This window comes from Mesorhizobium sp. LjNodule214, assembly GCF_964252735.1.
Lineage (GTDB): Bacteria > Pseudomonadota > Alphaproteobacteria > Rhizobiales > Rhizobiaceae > Mesorhizobium.
The window spans coordinates 856,695-872,627 of the sequence record NZ_CAXUPE020000003.1 but is presented as its reverse complement, the minus strand read 5'-3'; the positions used below and the strand labels follow the sequence as shown (position 1 = coordinate 872,627).

15 protein-coding genes and 1 pseudogene are annotated in these 15,933 nt (G+C 63.3%); 8 read left to right on the top strand and 8 right to left on the bottom strand.

What is annotated here, in order from left to right; genetic code table 11:
- Window positions 1-69: 69 nt before the first annotated feature.
- Window positions 70-1,269 carry a DUF2865 domain-containing protein gene (locus tag ACSQ3Z_RS29595; protein ID WP_436174778.1) on the top strand — a complete coding sequence of 400 codons (1,200 nt, stop codon included), beginning with the start codon at window positions 70-72 and terminating at the stop codon, window positions 1,267-1,269.
- Here the strand turns inward: ACSQ3Z_RS29595 and ACSQ3Z_RS29590 are convergent.
- Window positions 1,187-2,560 (bottom strand): glutamate--tRNA ligase, encoded by a 1,374-nt coding sequence (locus ACSQ3Z_RS29590; protein ID WP_436174777.1) that lies wholly within the window; start codon window positions 2,558-2,560, stop codon window positions 1,187-1,189. The genes ACSQ3Z_RS29595 and ACSQ3Z_RS29590 overlap by 83 nt on opposite strands.
- 731 nt (window positions 2,561-3,291) lie before the next feature.
- Here ACSQ3Z_RS29590 and ACSQ3Z_RS29585 point away from each other — a divergent pair.
- From ACSQ3Z_RS29585 to ACSQ3Z_RS29570, 4 genes are all read left to right on the top strand, one after another.
- On the top strand, window positions 3,292-7,122 hold the full coding sequence (locus tag ACSQ3Z_RS29585; protein WP_436174776.1) for a vitamin B12-dependent ribonucleotide reductase: 3,831 nt from the start codon (window positions 3,292-3,294) through the stop codon (window positions 7,120-7,122).
- A 6-nt stretch (window positions 7,123-7,128) separates the two neighbouring features.
- The gene (locus tag ACSQ3Z_RS29580; protein ID WP_436174775.1) at window positions 7,129-7,332 is read left to right on the top strand and encodes a type II toxin-antitoxin system HicA family toxin; all 204 of its coding nucleotides are present in this window, start codon (window positions 7,129-7,131) and stop codon (window positions 7,330-7,332) included.
- A gap of 1 nt (window position 7,333) precedes the next feature.
- Window positions 7,334-7,540, top strand: coding sequence for a type II toxin-antitoxin system HicB family antitoxin (locus ACSQ3Z_RS29575; protein WP_436174774.1), 207 nt, complete (start codon window positions 7,334-7,336; stop codon window positions 7,538-7,540).
- A 69-nt stretch (window positions 7,541-7,609) separates the two neighbouring features.
- The gene (locus ACSQ3Z_RS29570; RefSeq protein WP_436174773.1) at window positions 7,610-7,981 is read left to right on the top strand and encodes a VOC family protein; all 372 of its coding nucleotides are present in this window, start codon (window positions 7,610-7,612) and stop codon (window positions 7,979-7,981) included.
- A gap of 199 nt (window positions 7,982-8,180) precedes the next feature.
- On the opposite strand, the pseudogene ACSQ3Z_RS29565 reads toward ACSQ3Z_RS29570, so the two are convergent.
- Window positions 8,181-8,785: pseudogene (locus ACSQ3Z_RS29565) on the bottom strand (class I SAM-dependent DNA methyltransferase).
- Window positions 8,786-8,824: 39 nt separating this feature from the next.
- A complete protein-coding gene (locus ACSQ3Z_RS29560; protein ID WP_167480738.1) occupies window positions 8,825-8,989 on the bottom strand; it encodes a hypothetical protein in 165 nt (54 codons plus the stop codon).
- 104 nt (window positions 8,990-9,093) lie between these two features.
- On the opposite strand from ACSQ3Z_RS29560, the gene ACSQ3Z_RS29555 reads away from it, so the two are divergent.
- Complete coding sequence (locus ACSQ3Z_RS29555; protein ID WP_436174772.1) at window positions 9,094-10,008, top strand: LysR family transcriptional regulator; 915 nt, start codon at window positions 9,094-9,096, stop codon at window positions 10,006-10,008.
- Window positions 10,009-10,033: 25 nt separating this feature from the next.
- On the opposite strand, the gene ACSQ3Z_RS29550 is transcribed toward ACSQ3Z_RS29555, so the two are convergent.
- From ACSQ3Z_RS29550 to ACSQ3Z_RS29540, 3 genes are all read right to left on the bottom strand, one after another.
- Window positions 10,034-10,576 carry a DUF2314 domain-containing protein gene (locus ACSQ3Z_RS29550; protein ID WP_436174771.1) on the bottom strand — a complete coding sequence of 181 codons (543 nt, stop codon included), beginning with the start codon at window positions 10,574-10,576 and terminating at the stop codon, window positions 10,034-10,036.
- 206 nt (window positions 10,577-10,782) lie between these two features.
- Window positions 10,783-11,844, bottom strand: coding sequence for a glycoside hydrolase family 25 protein (locus ACSQ3Z_RS29545; RefSeq protein WP_436174770.1), 1,062 nt, complete (start codon window positions 11,842-11,844; stop codon window positions 10,783-10,785).
- A 164-nt stretch (window positions 11,845-12,008) separates the two neighbouring features.
- Window positions 12,009-12,626: a transglutaminase-like cysteine peptidase gene (locus ACSQ3Z_RS29540; RefSeq protein ID WP_436174769.1), complete on the bottom strand. Its 618-nt coding sequence runs from the start codon at window positions 12,624-12,626 to the stop codon at window positions 12,009-12,011.
- 346 nt (window positions 12,627-12,972) lie between these two features.
- Here ACSQ3Z_RS29540 and ACSQ3Z_RS29535 point away from each other — a divergent pair, with 346 nt between their 5' ends.
- Window positions 12,973-13,887, top strand: a complete 915-nt coding sequence (locus ACSQ3Z_RS29535; protein ID WP_436174768.1) for a hypothetical protein — start codon at window positions 12,973-12,975, stop codon at window positions 13,885-13,887.
- Window position 13,888: 1 nt separating this feature from the next.
- Here the strand turns inward: ACSQ3Z_RS29535 and ACSQ3Z_RS29530 are convergent, their stop codons facing one another.
- Both ACSQ3Z_RS29530 and ACSQ3Z_RS29525 read right to left on the bottom strand, forming a co-directional pair.
- Window positions 13,889-14,101 (bottom strand): hypothetical protein, encoded by a 213-nt coding sequence (locus tag ACSQ3Z_RS29530; protein ID WP_436174767.1) that lies wholly within the window; start codon window positions 14,099-14,101, stop codon window positions 13,889-13,891.
- A 150-nt stretch (window positions 14,102-14,251) separates the two neighbouring features.
- The gene (locus ACSQ3Z_RS29525; protein WP_436174766.1) at window positions 14,252-14,650 is read right to left on the bottom strand and encodes a GFA family protein; all 399 of its coding nucleotides are present in this window, start codon (window positions 14,648-14,650) and stop codon (window positions 14,252-14,254) included.
- A 216-nt stretch (window positions 14,651-14,866) separates the two neighbouring features.
- On the opposite strand from ACSQ3Z_RS29525, the gene ACSQ3Z_RS29520 reads away from it, so the two are divergent.
- A complete protein-coding gene (locus ACSQ3Z_RS29520) occupies window positions 14,867-15,892 on the top strand; it encodes an isopenicillin N synthase family dioxygenase (protein WP_436174765.1) in 1,026 nt (341 codons plus the stop codon).
- Window positions 15,893-15,933 lie beyond the last annotated feature (41 nt).

Below are 15,933 nucleotides of genomic sequence, written 5' to 3'. Positions count from 1 at the left end.
GACTAAGGCGCGGTTAACCGCGGACGCGTTAGTTTCGTGGCGAACAGGCAAGCGGAGTTTTTGGGGCACATGGCGGGCGCAGGGTTGAGGCTGACGCACCTTGCCGCGCTGCTTGGCGCGCTCGCGGCCTCGGTCATTGCCGTCACGTCGCCGCAAGCTGCCTCGCGCGCCTGCCGCCAGCTCGAAGCACAGCTTGCGGCCGCATCGAATGGTGGCGGCGGCAAGCCGGGCCTGATCCGCAAATATGACGACGCCATCACCCGCCAGCGCCAGCAACTGGCCAAGGCGCGCCGACAGGCGAGCAATGCCGGCTGCGGCTTCTCGCTGTTTTCCCGCAACGTCAGCGAATGCGCCGCACTCAACGCCACCATCGATCGCATGAATGCCAATCTCGACGCCTTGCAGTCAAAGCGAGAGCGGCTTGCCGGCGGCGGAACGCGACGCGACCGCAGCAGCATCCTGGCGGCGCTCGACGCCAATGGCTGTCGTGAGGACAAGATCGCGCCACGCCGCGCCCCGGTCCAGGAAGCGGCCCGCGAAAGCGGCAACGGAAACCTGTTCGACCAGCTTTTCGGCGGCAGCGGCCATCTCGACGCGCTCGAGCAGCCCGACTATCCGGACGAAGAGCGTGCGATAAGCCGGGTGATCAACCAGCCCGACGGCATGGACCTGCCGCGGCTGAGCGGCGAGTTCCGCACCATGTGCGTGCGCACCTGCGACGGCTATTTCTTCCCGATGTCGAATGCCGCCTCGCTCGGCGACTTCGAGCGCGACCAGAAGAACTGTGAGTCGAGCTGCCCAGGCACCGAGATGCAGGTTTTCTACACGCGCGGCATGGACGACGATTCAGGAGCGATGACATCGTCGGCGACTGGCAGGCCCTATAGCGAATTGCCGACGGCCTATCTCTATAAGTCCAACATATCGCGGCAGCCGGCCTGCGGCTGCAACGCGCAGGCCGGAAATTTCGAGATCATCGCCGGCAATCCGCCGAGCCCGGAACAGTCCGCTCCCGATGCGGCGACCACGCCATTCGTTCCGATGCCGGGCGCCAAGCCGGATCCGGGCACCGATCCCGAGACGCTTGCCAATGCCGAAGGCGGGCTGGACCGCGACACCATCAAGCGTATGGCCGAAAAGCCCGCCACCTCGCCGGTGTCGGCACTGCCGCCGGATCAGCGCAAGGTCAGGGTCGTCGGGCCAGCGTTCCTTCCCGACCCAGCAGGGGCAATAGATCTGCAAGCTCCGGCCCGGAAGGCTGTCCAGTAAGGGCGAGCCTGAGCGGCATGAACAGCGCCTTGCCCTTGCGGCCCGTCGCTTCCCTGATCTTGCCGGTCCAGTCCTTCCAGACGGTGCCGTTCCACGGCTCTTCCGGCAACAGGTCGAACGCCTCACGAAGGAAATCGCGGTCCTCGCCAGAAAGCTCCGGCGGCTCCTGCGGCCCGTCGCCGAGGATGCGCCACCATTGAACCGCATCGGCCAGCCTGTCGAGATTGTCGCGCACGGCCAGCCAGAACGGCTCGGCCTTGTCGCCGGAAATGCCGAGCACGATCAGCCGGTCGCGCGCCTCGGAGAACGGCATATGGTGTATCAGCGCCCGATTGAGCACGAAAAGCTCGTCCGGATCGAACTTGGCTGCTGATTTCGAGGTTGCGGCTGGATCGAAATGCCCTGCAAGCTCGGTCAGGTCAGGCATGGTGGCGACATTTTCGGAGGTGCCGACCAGCACGGCCAGCGAGGCGACGGCCATCGGCTCGACGCCGTCCTCGCGCAGGCTTTCGATCGACAGGGCGCCGGTGCGCTTCGACAGCCCCTCGCCCGACGCCGTGGTCAGGAGATTGTGGTGGCCGAAAACCGGCGGCACGGCCTCCAGCGCCCGGAACAGGGCGATCTGCACGCCGGTGTTGGTGACATGGTCGTCGCCGCGGATGACGTGGGTGACGCCCATCTCGATGTCGTCGACCACGGAAGGCAACGTATAGAGATAGGTGCCGTCCTCGCGCATCAGTACCGGATCGGACAGCGACGCAAGGTCAACGGTTTCCTCGCCGCGCACCAGATCGTTCCAGTGGATTTCGGTGCGCTCGGGCTGCAGCGGATCGCTGGTGAAATTCGGCAGGAGGAAGCGCCAGTGCGGCTTGCGGCCGTCCGACTGGTATTCGGCCACCTGTTCCGGCGTCAGCGTCAGCGCCTCTCGGCCATAGACCGGCGGCAGGCCGCGCGTGCGGCGCACCTTGCGGCGGAGATCGAGCTCTTCCGGCGTTTCGTAGCAGGCATAAAGCACACGCGCCGCCTTCAGCCTCTCCACCGCCGCATCGTAGATCTCGACGCGCCGCGACTGGTACTCGGTGACATCGGGGAAGATCCCCAGCCAGTGCAGGTCGTAAAGGATGGAGTCGGCGAACTCCTGCGTCGAGCGGGAGATATCGGTGTCGTCGAAGCGCTGGATGAAGCGGCCCTTGTTGTTCAAGGCGAACAGCCAGTTGAACAGCGCGGTGCGCGCGTTGCCGATATGGATGCGGCCGGTCGGCGATGGGGCAAAACGGACGGTAACTGTCATGAGCGGGGCGTAGCGGATGCTTTTCCGGTTGACAAGACGCGCCCCCGCGCGACGGGCAGACATAGAACATAGATTGCTAAATGAAAAGGCGTCGGCACCGCAGCCTCGCGCGCGGCTGCCGAAGCGAGGCACCATGATCGCAAAGGCCGGGCACACCGGGGTTTCAGCGGCGCATATCTGTCCCCGTTATCCACATGTGTGACACACAAGATATTGGGGTCATAAAAGCTACGCAAACGAATCCTTGACGGCGCAAAACGAGTCGCCTTTTATAGGCCATGCGCTCCTGTTGAGAGCGCGACCGGAATGTTCTGAGCCCGGTCTTTTTTCCCGGAATTTGTGCGTTTTGCCCGCATTTCCGCCCGTTACGAGGCCGGCGGAAGCGTTGGGGTTGATGGGGCCAGGGGTGGCGAAAAGGGAGAATTGTCGGACTGGAAAAAATACTCTGTTAACACTATATTTAGTGTTTGCAGGCAGGTTCGACGCTAGATAATGTGAAATTCCTCGATCGGGGGAATCGAGCAAAAAGTTTCAGATTTGAGGACCCGCAGGGGTTCGCCAGCGGGTTGGACAGACGCTTCGCAAGGAGACTGGCCAGCAAGACGGGCGGAAGCTGCGAAAGGAGATGCCGGCGTTGTCAAGACGTCGGCCAACGGCGGACTGCGCGTTTCGCTTTGGGGGCAGAAATCCCTGGGGAAAAGCGCTATATATAGACAAAAGGGATAGGACCAATGCGCATCGAGCGTCGCTTCACCAAGCCAGGACAAGCAGGTCAAGAGGGGGCTGCCTATGCGGAGATCGAATTCCGCAAGGCGCTTTCCGAGATCAAGAATCCGGATGGCTCGGTGGTGTTCCGCTTGGACAACATCGATGTTCCGGCGCAGTTTTCCCAGGTCGCCGCCGACATCCTGGCGCAGAAGTATTTCCGCAAGGCCGGGGTGCCTGCGCGCCTGAAGAAGGTCGAGGAGAACGACGTTCCCTCCTTCCTGTGGCGCTCCGTCGCCGACGAGGCGGAACTGGCCAAGCTGCCCGAGGCCGAACGGCACGGTTCCGAGATCGACGCCCGCCAGGTCTTCGACCGGTTGGCCGGCACCTGGACCTATTGGGGCTGGAAGGGCGGCTACTTCAAGTCCGAGGAAGACGCCCGCACCTTCCGCGACGAGCTTGCCTATATGCTGGCCACCCAGCGCGTGGCGCCGAATTCGCCGCAATGGTTCAACACCGGCCTGCACTGGGCCTATGGCATCGACGGCCCGAGCCAGGGCCATTTCTACGTCGACCCGTTCACCGGCAAGCTGACCAAGTCGAAGTCCTCCTACGAGCATCCGCAGCCGCATGCCTGCTTCATCCAGGGCGTGCAGGACGATCTCGTCAACGAAGGCGGCATCATGGACCTGTGGGTGCGTGAAGCGCGCCTGTTCAAATACGGTTCGGGCACCGGCTCCAACTTCTCGTTCCTGCGCGGCGAAGGCGAAAAACTGTCCGGCGGCGGCCGCTCGTCCGGCCTGATGAGCTTCCTCAAGATCGGCGACCGCGCGGCGGGCGCCATCAAGTCGGGCGGCACGACGCGCCGCGCCGCCAAGATGGTCATCGTCGACGCCGACCACCCCGATATCGAGGAATTCATCGACTGGAAGGTCAACGAGGAGCAGAAGGTCGCCTCGCTGGTGACCGGCTCCAAGATCGTCAAGAAGCATCTCGAAGCGATCATGAAGGCCTGCGTCAACTGCGAAGGCCATGACGACGACTGCTTCGACCCGGCGATCAACACGGCGCTGAAGCGCGAGATCAAGCTGGCCAAGAAGGACGCGGTGCCGGAGAACTACATCTACCGGGTCATCCAGTTCGCCAAGCAGGGCTACACCTCGATGTCGTTCAAGACCTACGACACCGACTGGGATTCGGATGCCTACCTCACGGTCTCCGGCCAGAACTCCAACAATTCGGTGTCGCTGAAGGATAATTTCCTGCGCGCCGTCGAGCAGGATGGCGACTGGCATCTCACCGCCCGCAAGGACGGCAAGGTGCTGAAGACGCTGAAGGCCAGGGATCTCTGGGAAAAGATCGGCTATGCCGCCTGGGCGTCGGCCGATCCCGGCCTGCACTTCAACACGACGATGAACGACTGGCACACCTGCGCCTCGGCCGGTGCGATCCGGGCCTCCAACCCGTGCTCGGAATACATGTTCCTCGACGACACGGCCTGCAACCTCGCCTCGATCAACCTGCTGCCCTACCGCAACGCCGACGGCACGATCGACATCGCCGCCTACGAGCACACGGTGCGGCTGTGGACCATCGTGCTGGAAATCTCCGTCATGATGGCGCAGTTCCCGTCGAAGGAGATCGCCAATCTTTCCTACGAATACCGCACGCTGGGCCTCGGCTACGCCAATATTGGCGGCCTGCTGATGACGTCGGGCATTCCCTATGATTCCGACGAGGGCCGCGCCATCTGCGCCGCACTCACCGCGATCATGACCGGTACGGCCTATGCCACCTCGGCCGAGATGGCGGCCGAGCTTGGCGCCTTCCCCGACTATGACCGCAACGCGCAGAACATGCTGCGCGTCATGCGCAACCATCGCCGTGCTGCTTACGGAGACAAAGACGGCTACGAGAAGCTGGCGGTCAACCCGGTGCCGCTGGTCGCCTCCGACCTCAAGCAGCAGGCGCTTGCCGAGCACGCCAAGGCCGCCTGGGACCGCGCCATCGAGCTCGGCGAGGAGCATGGCTACCGCAATGCGCAGGCAACGGTGATCGCGCCGACCGGCACGATCGGCCTGGTCATGGATTGCGACACCACCGGCATCGAGCCCGACTTCGCGCTGGTGAAGTTCAAGAAGCTCGCCGGCGGCGGCTACTTCAAGATCATCAACCGCGCCGTGCCGGAAGCGCTGCGGACGCTGGGCTACTCCGAGAGCCAGATCGCCGAGATCGAGGCCTATGCGGTCGGCCACGGCAACCTCAACCAGGCGCCCGGGATCAACCCCGGCTCGCTCAAGGCCAAGGGTTTTTCGGACGACAAGATCGCGGCGCTCAACGCCGCGCTGAAGTCGGCCTTCGACATCAAGTTCGTCTTCAACCAGTGGACGCTCGGCGCCGACTGGGTGAAGGAGACGTTCGGTTTCACCGACGAGCAGCTCAACGACTTCTCGTTCGAGATCCTGCCGGCGCTTGGCTTCGCCAAGAAGGACATCGAAGCCGCCAACATCCATGTCTGCGGGGCGATGACGCTGGAAGGCGCGCCGTTCCTGAAGGCCGAGCACCTGGCGGTGTTCGACTGTGCCAGCCCGTGCGGCAAGATCGGCAAGCGCTCGCTGTCGATCAACAGCCACATCCTGATGATGGCGGCGGCGCAGCCCTTCATCTCCGGCGCCATCTCCAAGACAATCAACATGCCGAACGAAGCGACGGTGGAAGACGCCAAGGGCGCCTACATGCTGTCGTGGAAGCTGGCGCTGAAGGCCAACGCGCTCTATCGCGACGGCTCGAAACTGTCGCAGCCGCTCAACTCCTCGTTGCTCGCCGATGGCGAGGAGGATGAGGACGATGCGGTCGAGCAACTGATCCAGGCACCGGCTGCGGCGCGTGCGGCGCAGATCACCGAGCGGATCGTCGAGCGCATCATCGAGCGCGTCTCGCGCGAGCAGGAAAAGCTGCCCGGCCGCCGCAAGGGCTACACCCAGAAGGCCAAGATCGGCGGCAACACCATCTTTCTGCGCACCGGCGAATATGATGACGGCCGTCTCGGCGAGATCTTCATCGACATGAACAAGGAAGGTGCCACGCTGCGCGGCCTTCTCAACAACTTCGCCATCGCCATCTCGCTCGGCCTGCAGTACGGCGTGCCGCTCGACGAATATGTGCACGCCTTCACCTTCACCAAGTTCGAGCCGGCCGGCATGGTGCAGGGCAACGACGCCATCAAGAGCGCGACGTCGATCCTCGACTACGTGTTCCGCGAGCTGGCGATTTCCTATCTCGGCCGCAACGACCTCGCCCATGTCGACCAGTCGGACTTTTCCAACACCGCGCTTGGCCGCGGCATCAGCGAAGGCAAGACCGACGCTGTCTCCAAGGGCCTGACCCGCGGCTCGCCGGTGAAGCTGGTGTCGCGGGCGATCGGCAACGAGCCGAAAGGGTTCGGGGGTTCAAGTCCCTCTCCCGCTACCACCCCTGCCCGCTCGGCACCGTCGGCCTTCTCGGGCTCCAACGTGCTGGCACTGTCGTCGGCTACGGCAACGGCGCTGAAGACCGACCAGGCTACCGGCTACAAGCGCGACTATGAGGAGCGGGCGAAGGAACTGGCCGAGGACATCGCCTTCGAAGAGGCGGTGGACGCGGCTTCCGGTGCCGCCGACACCACCGCAGGGCTGTTCACCGACGCAGCGGCGACTGAGGCAGCCGAGGCGAAGAAACTCGCCGCCGACCGCCGCGCCAAATCGCTGCTGCAGGGCTACACCGGCAATTCCTGCTCCGAGTGCCAGAATTTCACCATGGTGCGGAATGGGACTTGTGAGAAGTGCGACACGTGCGGTGCTACGAGCGGGTGCAGCTGAGAACTGATGCCGCCTCGGCTTACGGTCCGCGAAGTTGTTCGCTTGCTGGAGACCGACGGCTGGTATCTGGTTGCAAACAAGGGCAGCCATCGCCAATATAGGCATGAAATCAAGGCCGGCCGCGTCACCGTGGCCGGCAAGCCGTCTGAAGAGGTTGCGCCAGGAACACTGAACAGCATCCTCAAGCAGTCCGGCTTAAAGGAGCGATGACATGCGGTACGCGGTGGTGATTGAAAAAGCCGGCAACAACTTTTCTGCTTATGTGCCGGACTTGCCCGGCTGCATCGCGACCGCTGCCACCGTGCCGGAAGTGGAAGCCGAAATTCGCGACGCAATCCGCTTTCATATCGAAGGCTTGCGCGCCGACGGCCTGGAAGTGCCCAAAGGCGTCAGCCTGGCGGAGTATGTAGAGGCATAGAGCCCCGGCAGTGCTGCAACACTGCAACGGCGTTGCGCACCGAGCGCCAGAGCCCTGCGATGGTGCAGTATGATCGATCACATAACCGTCGCAGTCGGCGATCTGCAGAGAAGCAAACTCTTCTACGAAAGAGCCCTTGCCCCTTTGGGCTATCGCCTCTCTTTCGGCAAGGAGAGCGTGTTCTGGGCATTCGATGTCGGCAATGGCTGCCTGTTCGAGATCCAGCGACCGGACAGCGAACCACCGCTGACACGTGTGCATGTCGCCTTCCGGGTGAACAGCAAGGCAGAGGTCGACGCGTTTTATCGGGCTGCTCTCGATGCCGGCGGCGCGGACAATGGCGCACCCGGCCCGCGTCCGGACTATGGCGCGAACTACTATGCCTGCTTTGTGCTTGATCCCGATGGCTACAACATCGAGGCGATTATCAACGAGGCGTGATGTGAGCGTGGTTTTCCCTTCTCCGCTTGTTGTGGGAGAAGGTGGCCGAGCGAAGCTCGGTCGGATGAGGGGTGTTCCAGCTTGGCGGAAACCTTCGTCCTGACGCGGCTCGACTGGCTGCGAGTGCGCCAGTTCCCAACGCCTCATTCCTTCCAACACCCTCAGCCGTCTCAGCGCTGCGCGCCGACCCACCGCCACGTCATGACGGCCTCACAGCCAGGAACGTGTTCCATTCTTCGCGATCGCGGCCGACGTTGAAATCGTCCCTGATAAGGACCAGCCCGGCGCTTTCGATCCGGGCCGCGAAGTCGTCCCTGCGCCAGTAGACCGTATGATATTTGCCGCCCGTCTCGCCATCGCCATTGCGCATCGATACGAGGAAGGCGCCGCCTGGCCGCAGCGACCCGGCTATCTTGGCAAGGACCTGGTCGGTCTGGTCGCGCGGCACATGGATCAGGACACACAGGGCCAGGACGGCGTCGTAGGGACCGCCGAGGTCATCGGTGATGAGATCGAGAAGCTCACCGTGCCGCGCGCGGCCCGCAGCTCAAGAAACCGCTTTGTCGCGTCGGTGCGCCGAACCTTGACGCCCAGAGTCTCGAGAAAGTCGGCATCGTATCCCGGTCCGGACCCGACTTCCAGAATCTGGCCGCCTGTTCCGGCGATCGCCACAAGGCGCTTCAGCGATGCCTGCTCTCCCGGGTTGGGAACATGCCTCACGATTGCATCGTAGCGTTCCGCATAGTCCTCATAAGCACTGATCGTTCGACGGCTCTTCGCCAGAGCCTCCGGTAACACATCCATCCTTCCCTCCCTTGCATCCATGTCGGTCAAAGAGCTTCCTCAGCGAATGGTTCCGGGAGGGACACGTCCGTCGAGCATGCCGATATCGCGCAGGAAATGGTCCGACAGCGAACGGTGGTCGAGCAGGCCGCGCTTGCGGGGCCGGAACGGCGCGGTGAAGAGGTCGAGCATCGGACGACGAAGCGTGTTGTAGAGGGTGGTCATTGCCGTGTCCTTTCGGGTTCGATCTGATGGACAAAGCATGCCGTTTTCCGGCCTTGGTTTCCAATCGAACGTCAAGTACCATGCATCAGGAGGATTGATGCGTCATGAGTTGGGAGCTACCGCCGTTAGGGGCCATTCGTGTCTTTGAAGCCGCAGCGCGGCTGGGCAGCTTCACCAAGGCGGCCGAAGAACTCGGCATGACCCAGTCAGCGGCCAGCTATCAGATCAAGGTGCTGGAAGAACGCGCCGGAACGCCGCTTTTCATAAGAAAAACAAGGCAGATCGCCCTGACCGAGGCCGGACAGCAGTTGGCACCGCACGCAACAGGCGCATTCTCGGCCCTGGCGGATGCGTGGGTCGCCACGAAGGGTGGAGCGACCGGCGTGCTGTCCGTGACGACCATGGAAACATTTGCCTCGAACTGGCTGGCCGTCTGGCTCGGAACATTCCAGCTGATGCATCCCGATCTTGCCGTGAAGGTGAACACATCGTCCCGGCTGGTCGATTTCACGCGCGAAGACATGGATATCGGGATTCGCACCGGCACCGGAAAATGGCCCGGCCTGACGGCTCACTATCTGTTCAAGGCAGACTATACGCCAATGCTCAGCCCGAAACTGGCCGAGAGCGTGGGCGGCATCCACCGTCCCGAGGATCTTTACAAGGTGGCGCTATGCTGTGCCGACGATCCCTGGTGGAAAATCTGGTTCGAGGCGGCCGGCGTACCCTTCGAGCCCGATCGCGTCATCGCGGGCCCGACGCTGGGTTCGCAGGCTTACGATGCAATGGCGGCGCTGACCGATCAGGGCGCTGCGATCCTCACCCGCAACATCTACAGCGCCCTGCTGGCAAAGGGCCAGTTGATACAGCCGTTTGAAGTCCTTGGATCTGATGGTGACGGCTATTGGCTGGTGCACCTGGAAAGCCGCCGCAATACACCCAAGATCAAGGTGTTCCGGGACTGGGTGCTGGCGCAGACGGCGGAGATACGCGAGCGCGAAAGGCGCGAGGCCCGATAGGCTTTCAGGCAGCGGTCACGGGCCCTCAATCCTTGAACGTGATGCCGTACTTTGCGGCCTGTTCCTTGGGCATGTCGGCGAACGCCTGGCGCGTGGTGTAGCCGCCGTAGACTTCGCCGCCGTTCCTGATCATCCAGTCCTCGACGTCGGCTTCGGCCACCTTCATCCTGTCGCCGATCTTGTATTTGTTGCCATTGACCGGTTCGTCGGCAAGCAGGCCGACGAACGTGCCGTCGCTGTAGCCGAGCAGCTGCAGCCAGATATGCTCGGTTGCGCCGTTCTGCGTCAGCGGGAATTTCACCGTATAAGTACCGGGCGTGCCGGCGGCTATCAGTTTGTGGAACCGCGGCAGCGTCGAACGGCCTTTGGTCTTAGCGGCCTGCATCGCGTCGTCGCCCGTGTTGTAGGCGACGACGTTTTCCTTGATTGGGCGCGGCGCCGTCAGCGAGGCGCCCGGTGCTGCCTCCGGGATGGCGACCGGCTTGTTGCTCGGCATATGGCTGAGCGTGTTGAAAAATCCGTAGCCAAGCGCGGCCACAAAAGCGACTGCCAGAACCGGATTGCGCATCGACCCCTCACGCCATTGTTTTGAAGCATGTCGCCGTTCAAAGCGCGCCCTTCAGGTCAGGCCTAAGGGCATGCCCTTTGGGCGACATGCACGATCACGCGGATGTTACCAATCGGGCGTTGCGGGACCGCTAAGGAACAGGGTGAGCGGATCGTTAGAAAAACGCTGAAATTTGCCGCCAAAACCTCAAGACGCGGGCTTCGCCTCTAGTCAGCGTCGGCCATCATCTGGCGGCTGCCGCCGGCCCAGGCACGCCACTGCCTCTCGTCGCCATGGAAGACATTGAGGTCGATGCGACCCCTCACCCCGTGCGACAGGCCGGAGCCGGAATATTGCCAGAACAGCCATTTGCGGCCGGGATAGACTTTTGATGGATGCCGCGCCACCGCGCGCAGCCAGAACGGGTAGTCGAGGAAGGCGCCGCGCAAATTGTCGCGATAGAAATCGGGGCTGGTGTAGATGATGGGTCGCTGGCCGTAGTGTCGCTCCAGCTTGTCCATGAACACCTGCATCTTCTCCAGCACCGTCGCGCGCGACGGCCGCCGCTTGCAGGAAGACTCGCCGTTCCACTCGACATCGATCACCGGCGGCAGCGCGCCCTCGACCCGCGGCACGTTGCGGATGAACCAGTCGGCCTGCTCTCCGGCGGTGCGGCACCAGTAGAAGAAATGATAGGCGCCGCGTTTCAGCCCGGCGGCATCGGCATTGCGCCAGTTGGTCCTGAACATCGGGTCGAGATGGTCGCCGCCATCGGTCGCCTTGATGTAGGCGAAGTTGGCGCCCTGGGCGCGCAGCTTGCCCCAGTTCATATTGCCCTGCCAGCGCGAGACGTCGACGCCGTGCACGGCAAGGTGCCGGGGCGAGGCCCCCCGGCCGAAATTGATCGGCTTGGCATCGCGAAAACCGTAGCGCATCACCGGCCCGGCCAGCATCGGGGGTGCTGCGCGCGTCAGCCGCTTCGGCTGCGACACCAGGGCAACCGGCTCGACTGGTGGCTCGATGGCCTCCTCCGGCAACGGCGTGTCCATGGCGACCGTCTCTTCTTCCTCTGCCAGGGAAAAGGGCGGCGCATTGTCGGCCACGGTCTCATCCGACATGGGCGCAAGAACGGGTGTGTCCGGGGCCGCCGCGACGGGCACGCTTGGCCGCACGACGGAGCTGGTCGTCTCGTTCGACGGCATTTGCAAGGCATCGACGCCCGCCATAGATGAACAGCCGGCAAGCCACAGGGACGCGAACGAGAAAATGACGACGCCTGGTAACCGCATCTGGACCTGTACGCAAAACACAACAGACCGAAGGCAACCAACCGCCGCCGGACAACTGGCAATTCCCTAACGAGAAATTACCAACAAAGTTTGAATCAATTGTTAGCGAAATGGGTGAGCGAGCGTGGCTCTGCCCTGCCCTTGTCTGCGGGGGAAACCGATGACTATTTGACCGAGCTGACCAAAGTCTCGTCGCCGCTGAGGATGGAGACCCAGTGCCCGGAGTTGTCGCTCGCCTGCCGCTTCAGGTAGCGATAGCCGGTCTCGCTCCACAGGCGAACCTTGTCGCTGAGGTTGTCGAGGATGAAGTCGCCCTTGTCCGTGCGCACGGTGAGCACCGCATGGCCTTCACCATCCGGCTTGCGAACCACGGTCATGAGAAGGTTGGATACGGCAACGCCGTCTCTCATGAGCTCGCGCTGCTTTTCCAGCGCATAGTCCTCGCAATCACCGAAGCCATTGTCTGGATAGGCCCACCATTCCTCCTTGCCGTAATTGTCCATGTCGCTCATCGGCTTGACGCGCGTGTTGACCGAGGCATCGACGGCGGTGATCTCGCGCAACAGCCTGCCGGTCATATGCTCCGGCGTGTTGTTGGGCGAGCGGACCGAGCATTCGGCGGGGTGGATCTTGCAGAAATCATAGTGGCCGACCGGCTGGGACGTCGGACCGCCTACCATCATGGACAGGCCGGCGGCGCTTGCCAGACCCGGCACAGAGGCGAAAACCGTCAAAGCTATTGCAAGCCGCGCCGCGCAATGCCAACCCGTAGAGGATGCCATTGCGGCCCCACGTCTGTTGTTTGTTAACAAAAAGCTAAGGGGGAATTCCGGGGCGAGTCAATGCATGCGCGTGACGATCGATGGCACTTGGCGGTTTGCGACGCAGACGTGATGCCCGCGCAACACAGCTTGAGCCACCCCATCGCCACCAGCAACACGACGCCGAGCACGCCGCGATAGACGACGAAGGGCCGCTTCCCGCTTATCCCGGCTGCGGCATAGCTTCGCGATCCGGGGAATCCAATTTGCGGATTTGCTAGGTGCGCCCGAACCGGCTTGACAAGTTTCGTGTTAATATTACTCTTCGCTAACCTTACAATGTAAGGTGTCAGTTGGGAGGAAAACCATGTCGACCGCCGCGCTGTCCGAACTGGAACCCGTTGTCCTGTCCGAACCGCACCATCCCGCCATTGCAATGGAGGATGTCTCGCTCGACTTCAGCCGCGCCATCGAACGCGCCGAGGTCAATGCCTGGCGCGACCTCTACGCCGCGGCGCCTGCCGATTTCTCCGCACGCCAGGGCCTGTCGCTCGCCGCGGAAGGCGATCTCGTCTGGACCACCTGCACGACGATCCCGTTCATCCATTTCAACTGCGTGAAGAACCTTGGCGTCGAACGCCCGGCCACCGAAAGCCAGCTTGACGCGCTCTTGGCGCATTACCGCGCCGCCGGCATTGCCAGGCCGTGGTTCTATGCCAATCCGCATGCCGAGCCTTCGGCACTCAGATGCTGGCTGGAGGCGCGCGGCCTGCAGCGCCAGAGCGGCTGGGAGCGGATTTTTCGCGACGCGACGCCGCTGGCGTCCGAGCCGCTGTTCCCGACCGATGGGCATTCAGTCGAACGGGTCACGCCGGCAACCGCGGGAGAATGGGCTGGTTTCATCGACAGCCGGTACCGGCTGCCGACCTCGCCCTGGCTGCTGGCGCTGGCCGGCCGGCCGGGCTGGCATCATTACATGCTGAAGCGGGACGGCGCGGTGGTGGCGGTGCGTTCGCTGTTTGTCGGCGCCGACGGCATGGCCTGGAGCGGCATCGACGCGCCGGTGCCGGGTATCATGGCGCCGAGCTTCGCTCTCGACGCGCTGCTTGGCGAAGCGATGGTTCGCGACGGCATTGCCGCCGGAGCGAAACTGTTCGTCGCCGACATCGAGGCGCCGCACCCCGACCGCGACGGACCGGCCTATCGCAACTATGCGCGTCTCGGCTTCAAGCTCGCCTATTTCCGCAGCCATTACAGCTATTTGCCGGCCAATTCCGGGTGACCTATCCGAGCAACCATTGCTGCAGGCAGGTCCTAGCCACGACATGCGCTGGCGGCACGACCGGCTGATCGGCGGATGCGTCTTCGGCGGTGCGGCCGCGGGCCCTTTCGAGCAACATGCGAAGCTCCGACGGCTGCACGCGGTCACGTTCCATCACGAGCCGGACCATCGGGTCATTCAAAAGCTCGTCCAGGGTGTTGATGCTGTCGCTCATCCGTCGCCTCCTCGAATACCGACCCGCAGCCGATAGATAGGCAGGCAATGATGGCTCGCCAATGACGCTTTGCCGGCTATCTCGTGGTTTCGGATTAAATTCTGTTAACGCCAGCGCCCACCCTTGTCCCACAGCGGGAGAAGGCAAAGCCTAGTTCGGAGGCGGCGCGCCTTCATAGTGCGGCAGGCCGTCGTCGAGTTGCACCCAGGGCTGTTTCGAGGCCGTCCAGATGTGCATTTGCGGCTTGAACACGGACGGGTCGTCGAGCGAGCCGGTCGTGATGCCGATGATGCCGGCGGACTCGCGCCGCGAAAACATTGTCGTGCCGCAGGCCGGGCAGAAGCCGCGCTTGAGGTCCGGCGAGGTGTGGACCGTCGCCACCGGCCCGTCGACGGTCACGTCGTCGATGCGGAACAGCACGCGCGCGTTGAAGGCGGCGCCGATCACCTTCTGGCAGAGCCGGCAGTGGCAGACGCGCTCGTTGATCGGCGCCGCCTCCGCGTGGTAGCGGACCGCGCCGCACAGGCACCCGCCATCATATCTTGCCATCGCCACGCTCCATGCCTTCAAGGGATTTGGCGGCACGGTAGCGGCGCGGATTGCAGCGTCAATTCAAAAGCTTTGATAGGACATCATCTGTTGCGGTGATGTTGTGTGGGGGTGGTGTTGCGGTCCCCGCCATTGGCCTAATGACGGGTGCCGGCATAGGATTGACAGAATGGCGGGCCCCGCGCCTGCTGCGGCCGGCAGCACGGGAGGCAAGCCATGGCGCAGGACATCGAAACCATCGAAATTGCCGCCTTGTTCGGACCGCCCTCGCCCATGCGCGAGCGCGTCGATGCCAGGATCATGGCAGTCGCTTCGGGCATCGGCTTCATGGCGGTGCGGGATTTCCCTGGCGATGACTGGCTGACGCCGCAGAAACGGGCGCGCCTGCTCGAGATATTCTCCCTGCCCCAGGCCGAGAAACAAAAACTGCTGCGCTGGAATTTCGACCGGACCAGGAAGAACGTCTATCGCGGCTGGTTCCCGCTGCAGCCGAGCGCCGTCTCCTACAAGGAAGGCATCGACATGGGGCCGGACCTTGCGCATGTGCCGACGACCAGTTCCGACGATCCGCTTTGCGAACCTACGCCCTTGCCCGCCGAGCAGGCGCTGCCGGGCTGGCGCGCGGCCACTGCCAGCTACTACCTGGCAATGGAAGCGGTGGGCAATGCGCTGATGCGCTCGATCGCGCGCGGGCTCAACCTGCCGGAAACGATCTTCGACGCCGATTTCGAAGGCGGCATCTCGACGCTGCGACTGATCCGCTACCCCTTGCGTGACCCGAACAGCGGCGTCGACACCAGCGGCCCGGAGTTTTCGGTCGTCCACAGGGGCGAGACCCGCACCGTCATCGGACGCGAACATGCCGATTCCGGGTTCGTCACGCTGCTCGCACAGGACGGCGTTGAGGGCCTGCAGGCGAAGAACCTCGCCGGCGAATGGATCGACGTGCCGCCCGCCGACGGCACGCTGGCGGTCAATTTCGGCCAATTGCTTGAGCGATGGACCGGCGGGCGCGTCCGGGCGACGCGGCACCGGGTGATCGCGCCTAAAACGGCGCGCTACTCGATCCCGTTCTTCTATGAGCCGCGCGTCAACGCCGAGATCGCGCCGTTCCCGCTTGCCGGCGCAACCCCCTTCGAGCCATTTCTCTATGGCGACTATCTCTGGGAAACGGCGACGAATTTCGTCGAGATGAGCGGCATCAAGAATCTGAGAGAGCCGCGCCGGGCCAAGGCTTCATAAGAACGGTGCGGCCGCCCTAGGAGAGACGGCCGCAGTCGGGC

Coding starts and splice junctions, on each gene's coding strand:
- ACSQ3Z_RS29595 (WP_436174778.1), top strand. CDS start 70: ATGGCGGGCGCAGGGTTGAGGCTGACGCACCTTGCCGCGCTGCTTGGC.
- ACSQ3Z_RS29590 (WP_436174777.1), bottom strand. CDS start 2,560: ATGACAGTTACCGTCCGTTTTGCCCCATCGCCGACCGGCCGCATCCAT.
- ACSQ3Z_RS29585 (WP_436174776.1), top strand. CDS start 3,292: ATGCGCATCGAGCGTCGCTTCACCAAGCCAGGACAAGCAGGTCAAGAG.
- ACSQ3Z_RS29580 (WP_436174775.1), top strand. CDS start 7,129: ATGCCGCCTCGGCTTACGGTCCGCGAAGTTGTTCGCTTGCTGGAGACC.
- ACSQ3Z_RS29575 (WP_436174774.1), top strand. CDS start 7,334: ATGCGGTACGCGGTGGTGATTGAAAAAGCCGGCAACAACTTTTCTGCT.
- ACSQ3Z_RS29570 (WP_436174773.1), top strand. CDS start 7,610: ATGATCGATCACATAACCGTCGCAGTCGGCGATCTGCAGAGAAGCAAA.
- ACSQ3Z_RS29560 (WP_167480738.1), bottom strand. CDS start 8,989: ATGACCACCCTCTACAACACGCTTCGTCGTCCGATGCTCGACCTCTTC.
- ACSQ3Z_RS29555 (WP_436174772.1), top strand. CDS start 9,094: ATGAGTTGGGAGCTACCGCCGTTAGGGGCCATTCGTGTCTTTGAAGCC.
- ACSQ3Z_RS29550 (WP_436174771.1), bottom strand. CDS start 10,576: ATGCGCAATCCGGTTCTGGCAGTCGCTTTTGTGGCCGCGCTTGGCTAC.
- ACSQ3Z_RS29545 (WP_436174770.1), bottom strand. CDS start 11,844: ATGCGGTTACCAGGCGTCGTCATTTTCTCGTTCGCGTCCCTGTGGCTT.
- ACSQ3Z_RS29540 (WP_436174769.1), bottom strand. CDS start 12,626: ATGGCATCCTCTACGGGTTGGCATTGCGCGGCGCGGCTTGCAATAGCT.
- ACSQ3Z_RS29535 (WP_436174768.1), top strand. CDS start 12,973: ATGTCGACCGCCGCGCTGTCCGAACTGGAACCCGTTGTCCTGTCCGAA.
- ACSQ3Z_RS29530 (WP_436174767.1), bottom strand. CDS start 14,101: ATGAGCGACAGCATCAACACCCTGGACGAGCTTTTGAATGACCCGATG.
- ACSQ3Z_RS29525 (WP_436174766.1), bottom strand. CDS start 14,650: ATGGCAAGATATGATGGCGGGTGCCTGTGCGGCGCGGTCCGCTACCAC.
- ACSQ3Z_RS29520 (WP_436174765.1), top strand. CDS start 14,867: ATGGCGCAGGACATCGAAACCATCGAAATTGCCGCCTTGTTCGGACCG.